Source organism: Thermosynechococcus sp. QKsg1, assembly GCF_031586415.1.
Classification (GTDB): Bacteria; Cyanobacteriota; Cyanobacteriia; order Thermosynechococcales; family Thermosynechococcaceae; genus Thermosynechococcus.
In genome coordinates, this window is the sequence record NZ_CP134200.1 from 369,157 (window position 1) to 382,283 (window position 13,127).

The following is a 13,127-nucleotide window of genomic DNA, read 5'->3' on the forward strand; positions in this document are numbered from 1 at the left end:
CAGTTGCCAAATTGCGGGTAGGCCTGAAATGGGCTTACGGATTCGGGGTTGCTGGTGTCGTGGGTGCCGGTGAGGGTGTGACGGCTTCGGGGGTGGGGGGCATGGCTTCCTCTTCGGGGGGACGGCGTTCGGGCACTGGTAGATGGAAAAAGATCGCAGCCATGACGGCTAAGCTAGCAGCGCCAATACCCAAAGGCATCAGTTGTTTGCGCAAAGGCACAGCAGGGGCGATCGCCCGCCGGGGGAGGGAATGGAATGTCGGTATCAGGGTAGGCAGTGTTTGGCTATCACTACAGAGTTGATCCAGTGCCTCCACTAAATCAGCCAATTGCAACCATGTCAGATGAACTTCTAGGGTTTCCCCTGCTTCATCGTTGGCGGGTGGCTCTGCATTTTCTTCTGGAGATACTTGCAGTAGCTTGCGCGGAATATGGAGGGATACTTGATTAGAGGCCTGAATCTCGACCTGAATCGGGTACTGGGGCGATCGCCGTAACTTAACACCACTCAACCACGTTTGCGCTGCTGCGGGCACACTATTGAGCAATGCCACAAGGAATTCTTTCCCGCCCTTGACCCGCTGATTCTGGCCAATAATCTCCCACTCGCAGAGGGTGACAATATCCAACTGCTCTGCGCCGGCTTGACCACTCAGCCCTTCAATTCGCAGTGTGCAATTGGGCAATGAATACTGGCGTTGCAGCAGCATTAACTTACTTCCCCGTCAAATAAACTAAACCAAAGGCGTTCCATGCCCTTTGTGCCTGCACAGAGCAGAAGTTGTGCCAACAGCTTTAGACCCAACTCATTGAGGGCTTGGTTATTTTTGTAAAGAAAGAGACCCGATCGCTGGAGGTTCATGCGTTTGCGAAAATGGCGGCGAAAGCGGTCTAAATACTCCGCCAAGGGGGCATAGGTTTCCGGGGGCAAATTTTGCGCCTGCAATTGATCCAACACCAAAAGTAAATGCCGCAGGATTGCCGTCTGCCGCCGCGCCACTTGCACAACCACTGCGGTGAGTGCCTTTGTTTCCGCTAAGGGCAAGGGGGTACGCTGGGTAATTTGGCGAAAGGGATTGGTGCAGCGAATTTGCCAAAATACGACCCGATTGGGGATCATCCCTTGCAGTTGCAGATCTCGCAGCACTTGCAACATCAACTCAGAGGCATGCAAATCAACGCACTCTAGGGCAAGCAACAATAAGTCTAATTGCCAACGTGCCCGCCGAGGACACACACTCACCCCTTGGGGGTCGGGCAGTGCTGCCAACATCGGAGGTAATAGCTCAACTTCAGGGGATTCGATTGTTGCTGGCATTGAGTTTGCCGTTTCCATACTCTCTAGAGTGCTCACTATACAGCAATAATGACAGGACTCATGGTGAAATAGGCCTAAACGATCTTAGCCGTTTCTTCGCTGACGACTGCCGCCTATCTTTATGTTGCCCCCTAGGCTAATTTTTCGAAAAGCAGGCTAGACTTGAGGGGAACCACAGGATTGTGAGGTTGCAATGAGTCAAGAGATTCCCCCCCCAGAAGCCTATGTGGTGCTTGGACTGGCTCATTGTTTTGTGCAGGTGGAGGGAAAACTCCAGCCCGTAGAGGTGATTGAGCCGATTCCCTCAGCGGCGTTGGAAGCCTTGCTCCATGGCTTGCCCACTTCCTATAGTGAAGCCCATGCCCTCACCTATGGTACAGCCCAAGATCCGCAGCAGGTGCAGCAGCAGTTTCCCCCCAGTGCCCATCTGTGTGATGACTATGGCGATCGCCTTGCAGCAGCCGCACGCACCTACATTGCCCGTCCCCAAAGTACCCGCCATATTCCCCTTGGCCAAACCTACCGCAACTTTAATACTTCCACGGAACGCAAACGGGTGCTCAACTCCGAGCGTATCGTTACCGCTGCCGACAATGTCAAACAACACGCCTACACCCACCAAGTCCTCTAACAAGTTGTCCTGATTCACGAAAGGAATGACCATGGTCAGTGAAGTGCAGCCCGTCCCCGCAACATCCCTTGACACGCCCCCAGAAAATGCGGTTGAGATTATTGAAACGGTGATTTCTAGTCTCCATCAAGGGGACGCCCCCCTCGTTGGCCAAACGGACAGTGGCAAAATTTGGATGTTTCGCTATGGCAGTGCCGAGGTCTTTGTACAGTTGAGTGGCCATACAGCGGAAGACTTTCTCACCATTTGGTCACCGGTACTGCCTCTGCCCGTAGCGGATGAATTGGCACTCTATCGTAAGCTCCTGACGTTGAACTGGCTCACCACCCTCGAGGCACACTTTGCCATTGCTGAAGACCAAGTCCAAGTCGTGGCTACCCGCACCCTAGGGGGGATTACTGCGGGTGAAATTTCCCGCCTAATTACGATTGTGGCGACACTCGCTGATGACTATGATGACGCCCTCAGGGCTGAGTTTAAGAGCTAATGAGGGCTTTCATATCCCGTACGGCTTGCACCATGCCCACAAGAACAGCGCGGCTAATAATCGTGTGGCCAATATTGAGTTCTTCAATGCCTTCAAGGCGGGCGATCGCCCCCACATTGGTGTAGGTCAGGCCATGGCCTGCATTCACCCGCAAGCCTAAGGATTTTGCTTGTTGGACACCATGAGCTAAAATCGCTAACTCCTGTTGTTGCGCCGCTTCCCCCTTGGCTTCAGCATAGCGACCGGTGTGCAGTTCAATAAATTGAGCCGTGGTTTTGGCGGCGGCTTCCAGTTGGGCCGGATCCGCGTCAATGAATAAACTCACAGGAATTCCTGCGCCTTGCAACGTTTGCACCACTTGGGTCAAGGGTTCCTGCTGACCCACCACATCTAGCCCGCCTTCGGTGGTGACTTCTTCGCGCCGCTCAGGTACCAACGTCACGTAATCTGGCCGAATGTCAAGGGCGATCGCCACCATTTCGGAAGTGGCAGCCATCTCTAGGTTCAAATGGGTGCGTACCGTTTGCCGCAGGAGGCGCACATCTCGCTCTTGAATATGGCGACGATCTTCCCGCAGATGTACGGTAATGCCATCAGCTCCCCCCAGTTCTGCCAAAACGGCTGCGGCTACGGGATCGGGTTCAACTGTGCGCCGCGCTTGGCGAATCGTTGCCACATGATCAATGTTGACCCCTAGGGTTGCCACTGCGATCGCTCCTTGTCGGAATAGAAGCTCAACCCTTCGGATAATACACCAAGGCAAGGTGCCATGTCGGTTGTCCGCGCTGGCCGTTTGCAACCTTTTGAGTCAGCCGATAGACTAACCCCCTAGGAGAGACAGGACAGTGGCTGATGACTTGGCGAGTACCCCGACGGCGGACTTTTGGCTGGTTTTATCCATGGCGAGGCGTGGATTGGCTGCTGTTGGGGGCTGTTTGGGCAACCACGGTCATTGGGGCGGTCTTCATCCACAGTAGTCAACTACACCTAGAGGAAAACGATAGTCTCCAGCATTTATTGGTGGGGGGGATGGGTACGATGCTTGCCCTGATCCTTGCCCGCGTTCCGGAATCGGTCTTTATGGGCAGTCATTGGGTCATCTACGGCCTGAGCTGTGCCCTGCTGCTAGCGGTTGATCTCGTGGGGGTAGAGGCCAAGGGAGCAGAGCGCTGGTTGGCGATTGGCGGCTTTAACCTGCAACCCTCGGAGTTTGCCAAAATCTCCCTCATTCTTACCCAAGCGGCACTGTTGCACCGCATTTCAGGCCACTCTCTGAAGGGCATTCTCAGTGTCTTTGCAGCCACCGCCCCCCCCTTTTTCCTGGTTTTGACGCAGCCGGATTTGGGCACGTCCCTTGTTTTCATTGCCATTACATTGACGATGCTCTACTGGGCGAATACCCCCGGCAGTTGGATTATCTTGATGCTTTCCCCTTTGGTGGCGGCAATTCTCGTTGCCCTGCCCCTACCCTACCAACTGAATATCGGCCTCTGGTTGGTGTGGACACTGGCGATGGCAATCGTTGCATGGCGGAGCTTGCCCTTGGGCTGGGTCGGTGGCTTGGGAGGACTGGTACTCAATCTCGGGGGGGCTGGCTTGGGGCAACTGCTTTGGAGCGTGCTCAAGGACTATCAAAAAACCCGTATTCTCATGTTTCTTGACCCCGACAAGGATCCCCTTGGGGCTGGCTACCACTTGATTCAATCGCGGATTGCCATTGGTGCTGGTGGGCTATGGGGGCGGGGCATTTTTCAAGGCACCCAGACCCAGTTGGGATTTATTCCCGAACAGCATACAGACTTTATTTTTTCAGCGATCGCTGAGGAGACGGGGTTCATTGGCAGTTTAGTTCTCCTATGCCTTTTTTGGTTAATCGGTTTGCGCTTATTGCAAATTGCCAATAGTGCAGGTCATGACTTTGGCTCGTTGCTGGCGATCGGTCTATTTGCCATGATCCTGTTTCAAGTGGTGGTGAATATTGGCATGACCATTGGTCTGCTCCCCGTGACAGGAATGCCGTTACCACTGGTGAGTTATGGCCGCTCAGCCCTGCTGGCGACCTATCTTGGCTTAGGTATGGTGCTCTCCGTGGCGAATCATCGCCCGCGATCGCGCTACTAACCGAGGCGCTAGCGTCCTAGTTTATTCGGAATGCCCTCACAGCCACCGGGAATCGTTTCACGGGAGCGGCTACCACTCCAAGCACAGCAATAGTAGCGTTGTTCTTCGGAGAGGTTCTTGACATTGGTAAAGTTGACATCCTCGACCACTGCACCCGTCTGCGCCCCAGTGCGAAAGTTGGGAGGATTCAGGCGATCGCGGGGGCTGGCCTGATCAGCGGTGCCATAAAAGAAGCGAACCCGACTGAGATCGGCATTGGTGAAATCCGCCCCCTGCAAAATTGCCCCTGCTAGGTTGGCTCGCGTCAAATTACAGTTGCGAAAGAGGGTGCCTGTGAGATTGGCATCACTCAATTCGGTCCAGCGCAAATCGGTACCACTGAGATCAGCGCCCGCTAGCATACTGCCAAGGTTAATCACCCGCACACCATACTCAACGTCTTCCTCATAGCCACCCAGCCCATCAAAAATCGCCCGTCCCAGTCGGCGATCGCGCTTCAGCGGCGAGAGTAACTTTGCGCCTGACAAAAAGCGAATGATTTTGGCCTTGCCTTCGGCATCGAGCCCCCCCAAGATGGCAGCAGTGCGTCCCTCGGCGATCGCCCGCTCCGGCGGCCAATCCTCCAATAACCCCTCATCGTCAAGAATGAGATCGGCAATCCCTTGGAAATAACTGTCAATCGTTTGCTGTTGGGTGATGCGGTTTTGTTGCGTCGTCAAATCCCGCGAGATCACGTATTGTCGCCAAGCCACATAGGCGGCCAAGAGCGCCACCAAAATTTGTCCCAAGGCACCGAAGCCCTCCGCCAGTGCCCCCACCGCATCCCAATTCGTACCTTGAAAGCGTCCTCGAATCCAGTCCATGGCGCCAGTCATGGCAATGAGTGCCACCACCGTCAAACTCAGACCCAGTGAGGCCAAAATGAACTGCCGTTGCTGTTCCGTGAGATCTTCAGTAAACCAGTGATAGGTCGAAGTCCAGACCAAGGGGAAACTCAGTCCCCCCAGCACCAAAGCAGCCACCACACCCACCGCATCCCAATCGAGTCCCCAAGCCACCAAGACAGTGACCATGGCGATCGGCATCAACACCGAACGCAGAGACTGCCAACCCGTGCGCCAACGATTACGAGCGGCTAACACTTTACTGAGACGCAAAGCAGCCGCCGTTTGGTTGTCACGGAGGGTCATTTTGTCTTCGCCCATCAGGATTTGGCCTACAGTTCAGGAATTAACCCAATCATAATCAGATTTTTCTTCGTTACATCCATAGAAAGTTCCCCTTCTCTCCTTAGAGAAGGCTGTACAATAATTCATAAAGTTTTCAGAAAACGTTTTGGGAGGTTATGGGTATGGATTGGCGTGTCCTGATTGTCCTGTTACCTGTCCTACTGGCTGCGGGTTGGGCAGTTCGTAACATTCTGCCCTATGCTGTCAAGCAGTTTCAAAAGCTCCTGCAAAAAGCCAAAGCAGCCTAGGACATTGATACGGCTGTATCCTCTGTAGAATTGTTGGGCAAGCGCTCCCCAAGGAACCAGACCGAGTGTGATCTTGGTTTTACTTCGGGGAGACTTTTTTATAATAGGAAGTATATTGTTAACTTTTGTAAATTAGCTTTCAGGTTACTGCCATGCCTTCCCTCGAACAGCTTGCCCATCAACTGGAAAGTCCCAATTCCCGCGATCGCCTGCTGGCGCTAGCCGCGCTACGGGATGTCCCCTCTGCGGATGCCGTACCCCTGATTAAAAAAGTTCTTTGGGACGAAAATCTACAGATTCGCTCAATGGCTGTGTTTGCCCTTGGGGTCAAATCCACACCGGAGTGCTTTGACATTCTGGTGCAGTTGCTCGAGAGTGAACCGGATTATGGTATTCGTGCCGATGCTGCGGGTGCCTTGGGCTATCTCGAAGATGGGCGTGCCTTTGAACCGCTAGTGCGCGCCTTTTATGAAGACACCGATTGGTTAGTGCGCTTTAGTGCCGCTGTGGCGCTGGGCAATCTTAAGGATCCCCGCGCGGTGGATGTATTGCGCTCGGCGCTGAAAAGTCAGGAAGTCGTGATGCTCCAAGGGGCGATCGCCGCTCTGGGGGAAATTGGCGATCCCAGTGTTGTCGAAGATATTTTGCCCTTTGTGACCGCAGAGGATTGGTTGGTACGGCAACGGCTCGCTGAAGCTCTGGGCAATCTCCCTAGCCCGAAAACCCAAGCCGCTTTGGAATACCTCGCTAAAGATGAGCATCCCCATGTGGCGACGGCAGCCCAGATTTCTTTGCAACGCTTGCAAGAGCGACTTTGCTCCGAAGTTCAGGGCACTGGCAATTGAGATCAAACTTTTTTGCCCACTGCGGTTTCTGCCACAACTCTCTAAACTGGAAAGAAAGGCGCGGCATCCGCAGTAACCTATCTCTATGTCTATCCGAATTAAATTTCTTCCTTACCTCGTGGCAGTGCTGGTCGGGGTGATGGGTGCGATTATTCTTTCACAACTACATTTTGCGCTCTGGTGGGAGCCAGACCTGCTGACCCAACCGCCCCCCATTGTCGAGGCAGAACCAGAAACCACTACTGTTCAGCCCTTACCCCCTCCCCAAACGCCAGCCAACCCGCAACCGAATGGGCTACGCATCAGTAATCAAACGGCCTTTCCGGTGCGCGTGGTGTTGCTCGCTGCCCGCGATCGCGCCCATCCTGATCAGGGCGCCGTTCACTGGGATTTTGCTCCTATGGAAGGCAATATTAAGGGATTACTATTAACGCTGCCCGAAGGTAAGCTCACCCTCCAATCGGGGGATATTGTCTTGGCCTTTACCCTCGATGGTTCCAAACGCTACTGGGGGCCCTATGTGATTGGTGAAAATAGCGAACTTCAGCGCGATCACCAGACCCAAGAGTGGCAACTCACCCTCCGCCCCTAGCAGCAGGAAAACCAGAGGCAGAGGGCATCCCTTTTGTGATTGCTGTTTGAGTGTGGTTCTAGGGTGCTGCCTTAGCTATGGGTTTAGCCGCAGGGTGATGATTTTCTTGCGAGGTGGGGCGGGGTTGAATGACGCCATAGCCCCCATGATTCCGTTCATAGACCACGTTGATTTCTCCCGTATCGCGATTGCGGAAGACATAGAAGTCGTGATCCACCATTTCTAGGTGCTCAAGGGCTTCTTGGATCGTCATCGGCGGCATGGCAAAGTATTTCATGCGCACCACTTGTTCGGGCAGTTGCGGTGTGCGATCGCCCACTAAGTCGGTCACCACTGCGGGCTCCACCACACTATTGGTATCTTTGGCACGGGATTTGTCTTGCCGTTTTTCTTTGAGTTTGCGCAGTTTGCGGGCAATTTTGTCGGCAACGAGATCAATACTGGCGTAGAGATTTTCACTGCTTTCTTCGGCGCGAATGACGCAGCCATTAACAAAGAGGGTTACTTCAGCGGTTTGCTTGGGAGCAGTGCTACGGTTACGAGCCACGGACAGATGCACATCAACTTCGTTAATCACATTTTGGAAATGACTGGTGGCTCGCTCAATTTTTTGGTTCACATAGCTGCGAATGCCATCCGTAATATCAATGTTTTTACCGTGAATCACTAGCCTCATAGGGTTGCCTCCCCTGAGCAAAACAGATACATCTAAGGCTGATCTACTTCCACCCTAACATCTTCGTATCGGGGATTACAGGGCATCCTGAGGCTCTTCACCTTTATTCGTGTTCTGTGATAATTCTTATCCTCTAGCTCTTGACAATCTGGCACCCCCTATGAAAACTGCCCTTGGTTGGCATTGTGCCTTGGGGATCATTCCCTACCGCGATGCTTGGCGCTGGCAACAGCAACTGGTGGCTGAGCGCTGCCACAATCCCACTGCCCGAGATGTCCTACTCACTTTGGAGCATCCCCCCATCTACACCCTTGGTCAAGGGGCAACCACCGCCCACCTTCACTTTGATCCTGTGGCTACGGGCATTGAGGTATTGCGCATTGAGCGCGGAGGCGATGTCACCTACCACTGCCCCGGCCAATTGGTCGCCTACCCGATTTTGAATTTACGCCGCCACCGCTGCGATTTGCATTGGTATCTCCACCAGTTGGAGGAAGTCGTGATTCAAACCCTAGGGCACTATGGCATTAAAGGGGAACGCGTTGCTGGCCTTACGGGTGTTTGGGTAGAGGGGTACAAGGTGGCCGCAATTGGGATCAAGGTGACCCGCTGGATTAGCTTCCACGGCATTGCCCTCAATGTGGTGAACGATTTGCAGGGCTTTGGGCGTATTGTCCCCTGTGGCATTGGCGATCGCCCCGTCGGGAACCTACGGCAGTTTTGTGCCGACATTACCTTAGAGGAGGTGCGCCAGCAGTTTGTTGCTGCCTTTGGCCGTGTTTTTGCCCTCGAATTTGCCCCCAAAGCCCTTGCCGATCTCCTGATCCCCGTCTCTAGTTGACAAACTTTAATCTTTATTTCAGGAATCGGCTGTTATGAATTGGCAACTTTCGGGGCACAATTTAAGTCTAAGTAGATTAGGATACAGGCCAACTCCCTCTCACCTGCTAGGCTAACGCTATACAAACCTCAGCTTCATCAGTGCGAGTCGTCATCTTCATCGCGATAAATCTTTTATCTACATTCTTCCTTGCCAAATACTGTTTAGAATCTGAGCCGCTATGATGAACTCCGCTTCCAAAACCCCATCCCCTACACCCACTGTTAGCACCGATATGGTGCGCACCTACCTACAGGAAATTGGGCGCGTGCCGCTGCTGACCCATGAGCAGGAAATTATTCTGGGTAAACAGGTACAGCAAATGATGGCACTGCGGGAAAAACGCGAGGCTCTCACCAAAGAACTGGGACGTGAACCAACCTTTGAAGAATGGGCGGCGGCCTCTCATCTCACGCCGACGGAATTGCGCAATCTCCTTAAGCGCGGCGAACGCGCCAAGCAAAAAATGATTGAAGCCAACCTACGGCTGGTGGTTTCGGTGGCCAAGAAGTATCAAAAACGCAACCTTGAATTGCTGGACTTGGTGCAAGAGGGCACCCTTGGCCTTGAACGCGGTGTGGAAAAGTTTGATCCCACGCGGGGCTATAAGTTCTCTACCTATGCCTACTGGTGGATTCGTCAGGCCATTACGCGGGCGATCGCCCAACAGGCGCGGACAATTCGGCTGCCCATCCACATTACCGAGAAGCTGAACAAGATCAAACGCACCCAACGCGAATTGGCGCAAAAATTGGGACGGAGTGCCACCCCTGCTGAGGTGGCAGCAGCCCTAGAACTCGAACCGGAGCAAATCCGTGAATACCTGACCCTTGCGCGCCAACCCGTTTCCCTTGATCTGCGCGTTGGGGACAATCAGGACACTGAACTCGGTGAACTGCTCGAGGATGATAGTCTTTCGCCAGAGCAATTTACCACGGTGGAGTCCCTCCGCGATGATGTCAACCTGTGGCTGGCGGAACTCACCCCGCAACAACGGCAAGTCCTCACCCTGCGCTACGGCTTGGGGGATGGCCAAGAACTGTCCCTTGCCAAGGTGGGTGAGCAACTCAACCTCAGCCGTGAACGGGTGCGGCAACTGGAGCGGCAAGCCCTCGATCACCTGCGGCGGCGGCGGCAGCAAATGTATGAATACTTGGCCAGCTAAGGCGTGGATTGAGGCACTTGATCTGCAACCCCATCCAGAGGGGGGCTATTTCCGTGAGGTCTATCGCTCAGCAGGGAGGCTTCCCGCCGCGGTTTTGCCTTCAGGCTTTCAGGGGGGCGATCGCGCCTACTGTACGAGTATTTACTTTTTGCTCCCCTCCACGGCTTGTTCGCGACTGCACCGCATTGCCAGTGATGAACTGTGGCACTTTTACACGGGCAGTAGCCTAACGATTTATGTGATTCTACCAACGGGCGAGTATCAGCCCCTGCGCTTGGGGATGAATATCGATCAGGGGGAGCAATGGCAACAGGTGGTACCAGCGGGGGCATGGTTTGGAGCAACGGTGGATGCGCCAGACAGTTTTAGTCTTGTGGGGTGTACGGTGGCGCCGGGATTTGACTTTCGCGATTTTGAATTGGGCGATCGCCAGCAATTGCAGCAGCAGTTTCCTCAGCACCAGAGATTAATTGAACGCTTGACGCCCTAGACATTAAAGAGCGTTTGCAAACGGCGACGAATCCACTGCAAGGGGGGCAGGCTTTTGATTTCTTGGGAGTTCACGAGGCCGAGTTCTTGAAGAACCTGTTGTCGTGCCGCTAGCTCGTGGGCAATATCTTCCGCCAATTGGGGTTGGGCTTGCAGCAGTCGCTGTACGGCTGAACGATGCACCACAAATAGAACTGTTTCTTCCAAGGCTCGCACCGTGGCCGATCGCGGCATCCCCGTCAGCACGGCAATTTCACCAAAAAACTCCCCCTCATAGAGGGTGGCTAAAATCTGATTCAGGTGCTCGGAGCGGACTTCCACGGATCCCTCAAGGACAATGTAAAAGGCATCCCCCGGATCGCCCTCAGAGCAGATAATTTCCCCGACACCATAAAATTGACGATTGCCCAACTCAATCAGCATTTGCAATTCCGCATTGGAGCAGCGAGAGAAACAACTGATATTGCGCAGTAAATCAGCAAGGGAGGGTTCGGTTTTGACCATTTCAGGAGCTACTGGCTCACTCACCGCTGCGGTTTCGGGCACACTGGCCACAGAACGGTGGTAGTAATGAGCCAAGGAGCGCAGTTCCCCCAAGTCGCGCAACCGCAAATCCAACTGGGGAAAAGGCACTTCAATCTGCCGCTGCCGTAATTCCTGCTCAATGAGAAAATTGAGGGCGCTTTTAATGGGTTCAGAATCTTGGGGGCGGTTAATCCACACCAGCAATTCAAAGAGGTAGGCATTCTCGCCAAAACCGCGAAACCAAACGCTGGGGGGTGGGGTGAGCAGGACGCGCGGATCCTGACGGGCGGCACTGAGGAGTGCTTCGGTCACCAGAACTGTATCACTGCCATAGGCGACACTCACAGGGATATGGATACGGCTATCGGGACTACCGTAACTCCAGTTAACGACGTTCTTTTCAATAAAGCGGTTGTTGGGGACAATCACGTACTGGCTATCGTTGGTGCGGATAATCGTAGCGCGAATTGAAATTTTCTCCACCGTGCCCAGCAGGCCATCCACTTCAATAAAATCTCCGACTTTAATCGGATGTTCGAACAAAATCGCTAAACCGCTAATAAAGTTACTGGCGAGGGTTTGCAAACCAAAACCAAAACCGATCCCCAAGACCCCCGCCAACACCGTCAGGGAACTAAGGTCAATGCCCGCGGTTTGCAGAACAACAATAAAGCCAATAAAGCTGAGGCTATAGCTAACCACACGGGTGATGGTTTCTTGGCTACCGCGATCCACCCGCAACTGCATGAGAACCCGACTCTTGAGCCACTCGCTCACCCAGCGGGAGATAAAAATCACCGCGAGGGACAAAAAGAGAATTAGGAAGAGAAAGTTCAGCGTGACCTTGGTGCGCCCCAACTCCATAAAGGGGGTGTTAAACACCACGGCCACCCGTTCGAGGAGAAACTGAATTGTGCTATCGATGCGCTCATGCCAAGGGGAAAGACTTTGAACCGATTGCAGAATCCAAGATAAAACGAGTGCCCAGAGTAAAATCCGCAGCGTCAGGCGCAATAGACTAGCGCCAAGGGAGAGCCAAGGCTGGGATTGTTGGCTGGCTTTTTGGTCAAGCCGCTGTTGCAGTTGATGAATCCCCAAGTTCAGCAGGAGCCAGTCTGTGAGAATCGCAATGCCGACAATCCCCACAATTTGAGCCGCTTCAATGAACGCGACCCGCAGCCGTTGAGTTCGCGCCAGTTGAGCAATGAGAATACTTGAAGGGGCTGCTGCTAAAAATAAACTGAGGTACTTAATCATGGTCCTAAAGATTGTGCGCGAGCGGCTTTAATGACTGCCACCACGTCGGCATGTTTCCCATCCAGCGCCCACACCAAAGCTGTCCAAGAATTCTGATCCTTGGCGTTGAGATCTGCACCTGCTGCAATCAGTTGTTTGACCGTAGCTGTTTGTCCCTTAGCGGCTGCGGCCATTAATGGGGTCAGACCAAAGGCTGTTTGAGCATTGACATTGGCACCGGCGGCTAGCAGTTTCTCCACAATGGCGGTATGTCCACCGCCGGCAGCAGCCATCAATGGTGTCCACCCCTCGCTGTCCCCTTGGTTGACATCGACGCCTGCGGCAATCAAGGCATTGACAATTTCAGTGTGCCCCAGTTCTGCTGCCAGTGCCAGCGCTTCCGTTTTCATCTCGATACCGCTGGCGATCGCCTCCTGGACAGCGGTCAGGTCTCCTTGCTCAATGGCGGTTTCAATTGCTGTCATCCCCTGCGTCATTGCCTGTAGCCTGCCTCTAATAAAGAAAAGATAATCTATCTGAGTTAAAATGAGGTCTGCATTGAGTTTAGGATCGCATGCAATGGATATTATCACGCTCGGTTGGGTGGGTGTTCTCAGTGTCTTTACGCTCTCGATCGCCTTTGTGGTGTGGGGTCGCCACGGCATGTAGCCACCTAGGACTGGGGC

At 53.6% G+C, this 13,127-nt stretch carries 17 protein-coding genes; 10 read left to right on the forward strand and 7 right to left on the reverse strand.

Translation table 11 applies throughout. The features are described 5' to 3' along the window. Positions 1-34 precede the first annotated feature (34 nt). Positions 35-709: a DUF4335 domain-containing protein gene (locus RHP47_RS01830; RefSeq protein ID WP_310840899.1), complete on the reverse strand. Its 675-nt coding sequence runs from the start codon at positions 707-709 to the stop codon at positions 35-37. Further along, positions 709-1,317, reverse strand: coding sequence for a DUF3038 domain-containing protein (locus tag RHP47_RS01835; RefSeq protein WP_286649810.1), 609 nt, complete (start codon positions 1,315-1,317; stop codon positions 709-711). The genes RHP47_RS01830 and RHP47_RS01835 overlap by 1 nt, the downstream gene beginning before the upstream one ends. Before the next feature lie 193 nt (positions 1,318-1,510). Between RHP47_RS01835 and RHP47_RS01840 the strand changes: the two genes are divergently transcribed. Continuing rightward, on the forward strand, positions 1,511-1,948 hold the full coding sequence (locus RHP47_RS01840; protein ID WP_149817636.1) for a hypothetical protein: 438 nt from the start codon (positions 1,511-1,513) through the stop codon (positions 1,946-1,948). 25 nt (positions 1,949-1,973) lie between these two features. Then, a complete protein-coding gene (locus RHP47_RS01845; protein ID WP_149817638.1) occupies positions 1,974-2,435 on the forward strand; it encodes a YbjN domain-containing protein in 462 nt (153 codons plus the stop codon). Here RHP47_RS01845 and RHP47_RS01850 read toward each other — a convergent pair. After that, a complete protein-coding gene (locus tag RHP47_RS01850; protein WP_149817640.1) occupies positions 2,425-3,141 on the reverse strand; it encodes a pyridoxine 5'-phosphate synthase in 717 nt (238 codons plus the stop codon). The genes RHP47_RS01845 and RHP47_RS01850 overlap by 11 nt on opposite strands. Positions 3,142-3,287: 146 nt before the next feature. Between RHP47_RS01850 and rodA the strand changes: the two genes are divergently transcribed. Further along, the gene (gene rodA / locus RHP47_RS01855; protein WP_149817642.1) at positions 3,288-4,556 is read left to right on the forward strand and encodes a rod shape-determining protein RodA; all 1,269 of its coding nucleotides are present in this window, start codon (positions 3,288-3,290) and stop codon (positions 4,554-4,556) included. 8 nt (positions 4,557-4,564) lie between these two features. On the opposite strand, the gene RHP47_RS01860 is transcribed toward rodA, so the two are convergent. Further along, positions 4,565-5,761 carry a pentapeptide repeat-containing protein gene (locus tag RHP47_RS01860; protein WP_310840901.1) on the reverse strand — a complete coding sequence of 399 codons (1,197 nt, stop codon included), beginning with the start codon at positions 5,759-5,761 and terminating at the stop codon, positions 4,565-4,567. 140 nt (positions 5,762-5,901) lie between these two features. Here RHP47_RS01860 and RHP47_RS01865 point away from each other — a divergent pair, with 140 nt between their 5' ends. The 3 genes from RHP47_RS01865 (at position 5,902) to RHP47_RS01875 (ending at position 7,470) form a co-directional block, all read left to right on the forward strand. Continuing rightward, the gene (locus RHP47_RS01865) at positions 5,902-6,033 is read left to right on the forward strand and encodes a photosystem II protein Y (RefSeq protein ID WP_149817644.1); all 132 of its coding nucleotides are present in this window, start codon (positions 5,902-5,904) and stop codon (positions 6,031-6,033) included. Between the two features lie 152 nt (positions 6,034-6,185). After that, entirely contained in the window at positions 6,186-6,878 is a 693-nt protein-coding gene (locus RHP47_RS01870) for a HEAT repeat domain-containing protein (protein ID WP_310840902.1), read from the forward strand. 139 nt (positions 6,879-7,017) lie between these two features. Beyond that, a complete protein-coding gene (locus RHP47_RS01875; RefSeq protein WP_310840903.1) occupies positions 7,018-7,470 on the forward strand; it encodes a hypothetical protein in 453 nt (150 codons plus the stop codon). 58 nt (positions 7,471-7,528) lie between these two features. Here the strand turns inward: RHP47_RS01875 and hpf are convergent, their stop codons facing one another. Continuing rightward, positions 7,529-8,146 (reverse strand): ribosome hibernation-promoting factor, HPF/YfiA family, encoded by a 618-nt coding sequence (gene hpf, locus RHP47_RS01880; RefSeq protein WP_149817650.1) that lies wholly within the window; start codon positions 8,144-8,146, stop codon positions 7,529-7,531. Positions 8,147-8,306: 160 nt separating this feature from the next. On the opposite strand from hpf, the gene lipB reads away from it, so the two are divergent. The 3 genes from lipB to RHP47_RS01895 all read left to right on the forward strand — a co-directional run bounded on the left by lipB (position 8,307) and on the right by RHP47_RS01895 (position 10,681). Next, a complete protein-coding gene (gene lipB, locus RHP47_RS01885) occupies positions 8,307-8,987 on the forward strand; it encodes a lipoyl(octanoyl) transferase LipB (RefSeq protein ID WP_310840905.1) in 681 nt (226 codons plus the stop codon). A gap of 220 nt (positions 8,988-9,207) precedes the next feature. Then, entirely contained in the window at positions 9,208-10,191 is a 984-nt protein-coding gene (locus tag RHP47_RS01890) for an RNA polymerase sigma factor, RpoD/SigA family (protein ID WP_149817655.1), read from the forward strand. Continuing rightward, entirely contained in the window at positions 10,172-10,681 is a 510-nt protein-coding gene (locus tag RHP47_RS01895) for a cupin domain-containing protein (protein ID WP_310840906.1), read from the forward strand. The genes RHP47_RS01890 and RHP47_RS01895 overlap by 20 nt, the downstream gene beginning before the upstream one ends. Here RHP47_RS01895 and RHP47_RS01900 read toward each other — a convergent pair. Continuing rightward, on the reverse strand, positions 10,678-12,462 hold the full coding sequence (locus RHP47_RS01900; RefSeq protein WP_149817659.1) for a mechanosensitive ion channel domain-containing protein: 1,785 nt from the start codon (positions 12,460-12,462) through the stop codon (positions 10,678-10,680). The two genes, RHP47_RS01895 and RHP47_RS01900, sit on opposite strands and share 4 nt — an antisense overlap. Continuing rightward, complete coding sequence (locus RHP47_RS01905; protein WP_310840908.1) at positions 12,459-12,926, reverse strand: ankyrin repeat domain-containing protein; 468 nt, start codon at positions 12,924-12,926, stop codon at positions 12,459-12,461. The genes RHP47_RS01900 and RHP47_RS01905 overlap by 4 nt, the downstream gene beginning before the upstream one ends. Before the next feature lie 94 nt (positions 12,927-13,020). Here RHP47_RS01905 and petN point away from each other — a divergent pair, with 94 nt between their 5' ends. Next, entirely contained in the window at positions 13,021-13,110 is a 90-nt protein-coding gene (gene petN / locus RHP47_RS01910) for a cytochrome b6-f complex subunit PetN (protein WP_011056671.1), read from the forward strand. The last annotated feature ends 17 nt before the right edge of the window (positions 13,111-13,127 follow it).

Excerpts from the sequence above, each read along its gene's own strand:
- RHP47_RS01830 (WP_310840899.1), bottom strand. The coding sequence starts at position 709 with ATGCTGCTGCAACGCCAGTATTCATTGCCCAATTGCACACTGCGAATT.
- RHP47_RS01835 (WP_286649810.1), bottom strand. The coding sequence starts at position 1,317 with ATGCCAGCAACAATCGAATCCCCTGAAGTTGAGCTATTACCTCCGATG.
- RHP47_RS01840 (WP_149817636.1), top strand. The coding sequence starts at position 1,511 with ATGAGTCAAGAGATTCCCCCCCCAGAAGCCTATGTGGTGCTTGGACTG.
- RHP47_RS01845 (WP_149817638.1), top strand. The coding sequence starts at position 1,974 with ATGACCATGGTCAGTGAAGTGCAGCCCGTCCCCGCAACATCCCTTGAC.
- rodA (WP_149817642.1), top strand. The coding sequence starts at position 3,288 with ATGACTTGGCGAGTACCCCGACGGCGGACTTTTGGCTGGTTTTATCCA.
- RHP47_RS01860 (WP_310840901.1), bottom strand. The coding sequence starts at position 5,761 with ATGGGCGAAGACAAAATGACCCTCCGTGACAACCAAACGGCGGCTGCT.
- RHP47_RS01865 (WP_149817644.1), top strand. The coding sequence starts at position 5,902 with ATGGGTATGGATTGGCGTGTCCTGATTGTCCTGTTACCTGTCCTACTG.
- RHP47_RS01870 (WP_310840902.1), top strand. The coding sequence starts at position 6,186 with ATGCCTTCCCTCGAACAGCTTGCCCATCAACTGGAAAGTCCCAATTCC.
- RHP47_RS01875 (WP_310840903.1), top strand. The coding sequence starts at position 7,018 with ATGGGTGCGATTATTCTTTCACAACTACATTTTGCGCTCTGGTGGGAG.
- hpf (WP_149817650.1), bottom strand. The coding sequence starts at position 8,146 with ATGAGGCTAGTGATTCACGGTAAAAACATTGATATTACGGATGGCATT.
- lipB (WP_310840905.1), top strand. The coding sequence starts at position 8,307 with ATGAAAACTGCCCTTGGTTGGCATTGTGCCTTGGGGATCATTCCCTAC.
- RHP47_RS01890 (WP_149817655.1), top strand. The coding sequence starts at position 9,208 with ATGATGAACTCCGCTTCCAAAACCCCATCCCCTACACCCACTGTTAGC.
- RHP47_RS01895 (WP_310840906.1), top strand. The coding sequence starts at position 10,172 with ATGAATACTTGGCCAGCTAAGGCGTGGATTGAGGCACTTGATCTGCAA.
- RHP47_RS01900 (WP_149817659.1), bottom strand. The coding sequence starts at position 12,462 with ATGATTAAGTACCTCAGTTTATTTTTAGCAGCAGCCCCTTCAAGTATT.
- RHP47_RS01905 (WP_310840908.1), bottom strand. The coding sequence starts at position 12,926 with ATGACAGCAATTGAAACCGCCATTGAGCAAGGAGACCTGACCGCTGTC.
- petN (WP_011056671.1), top strand. The coding sequence starts at position 13,021 with ATGGATATTATCACGCTCGGTTGGGTGGGTGTTCTCAGTGTCTTTACG.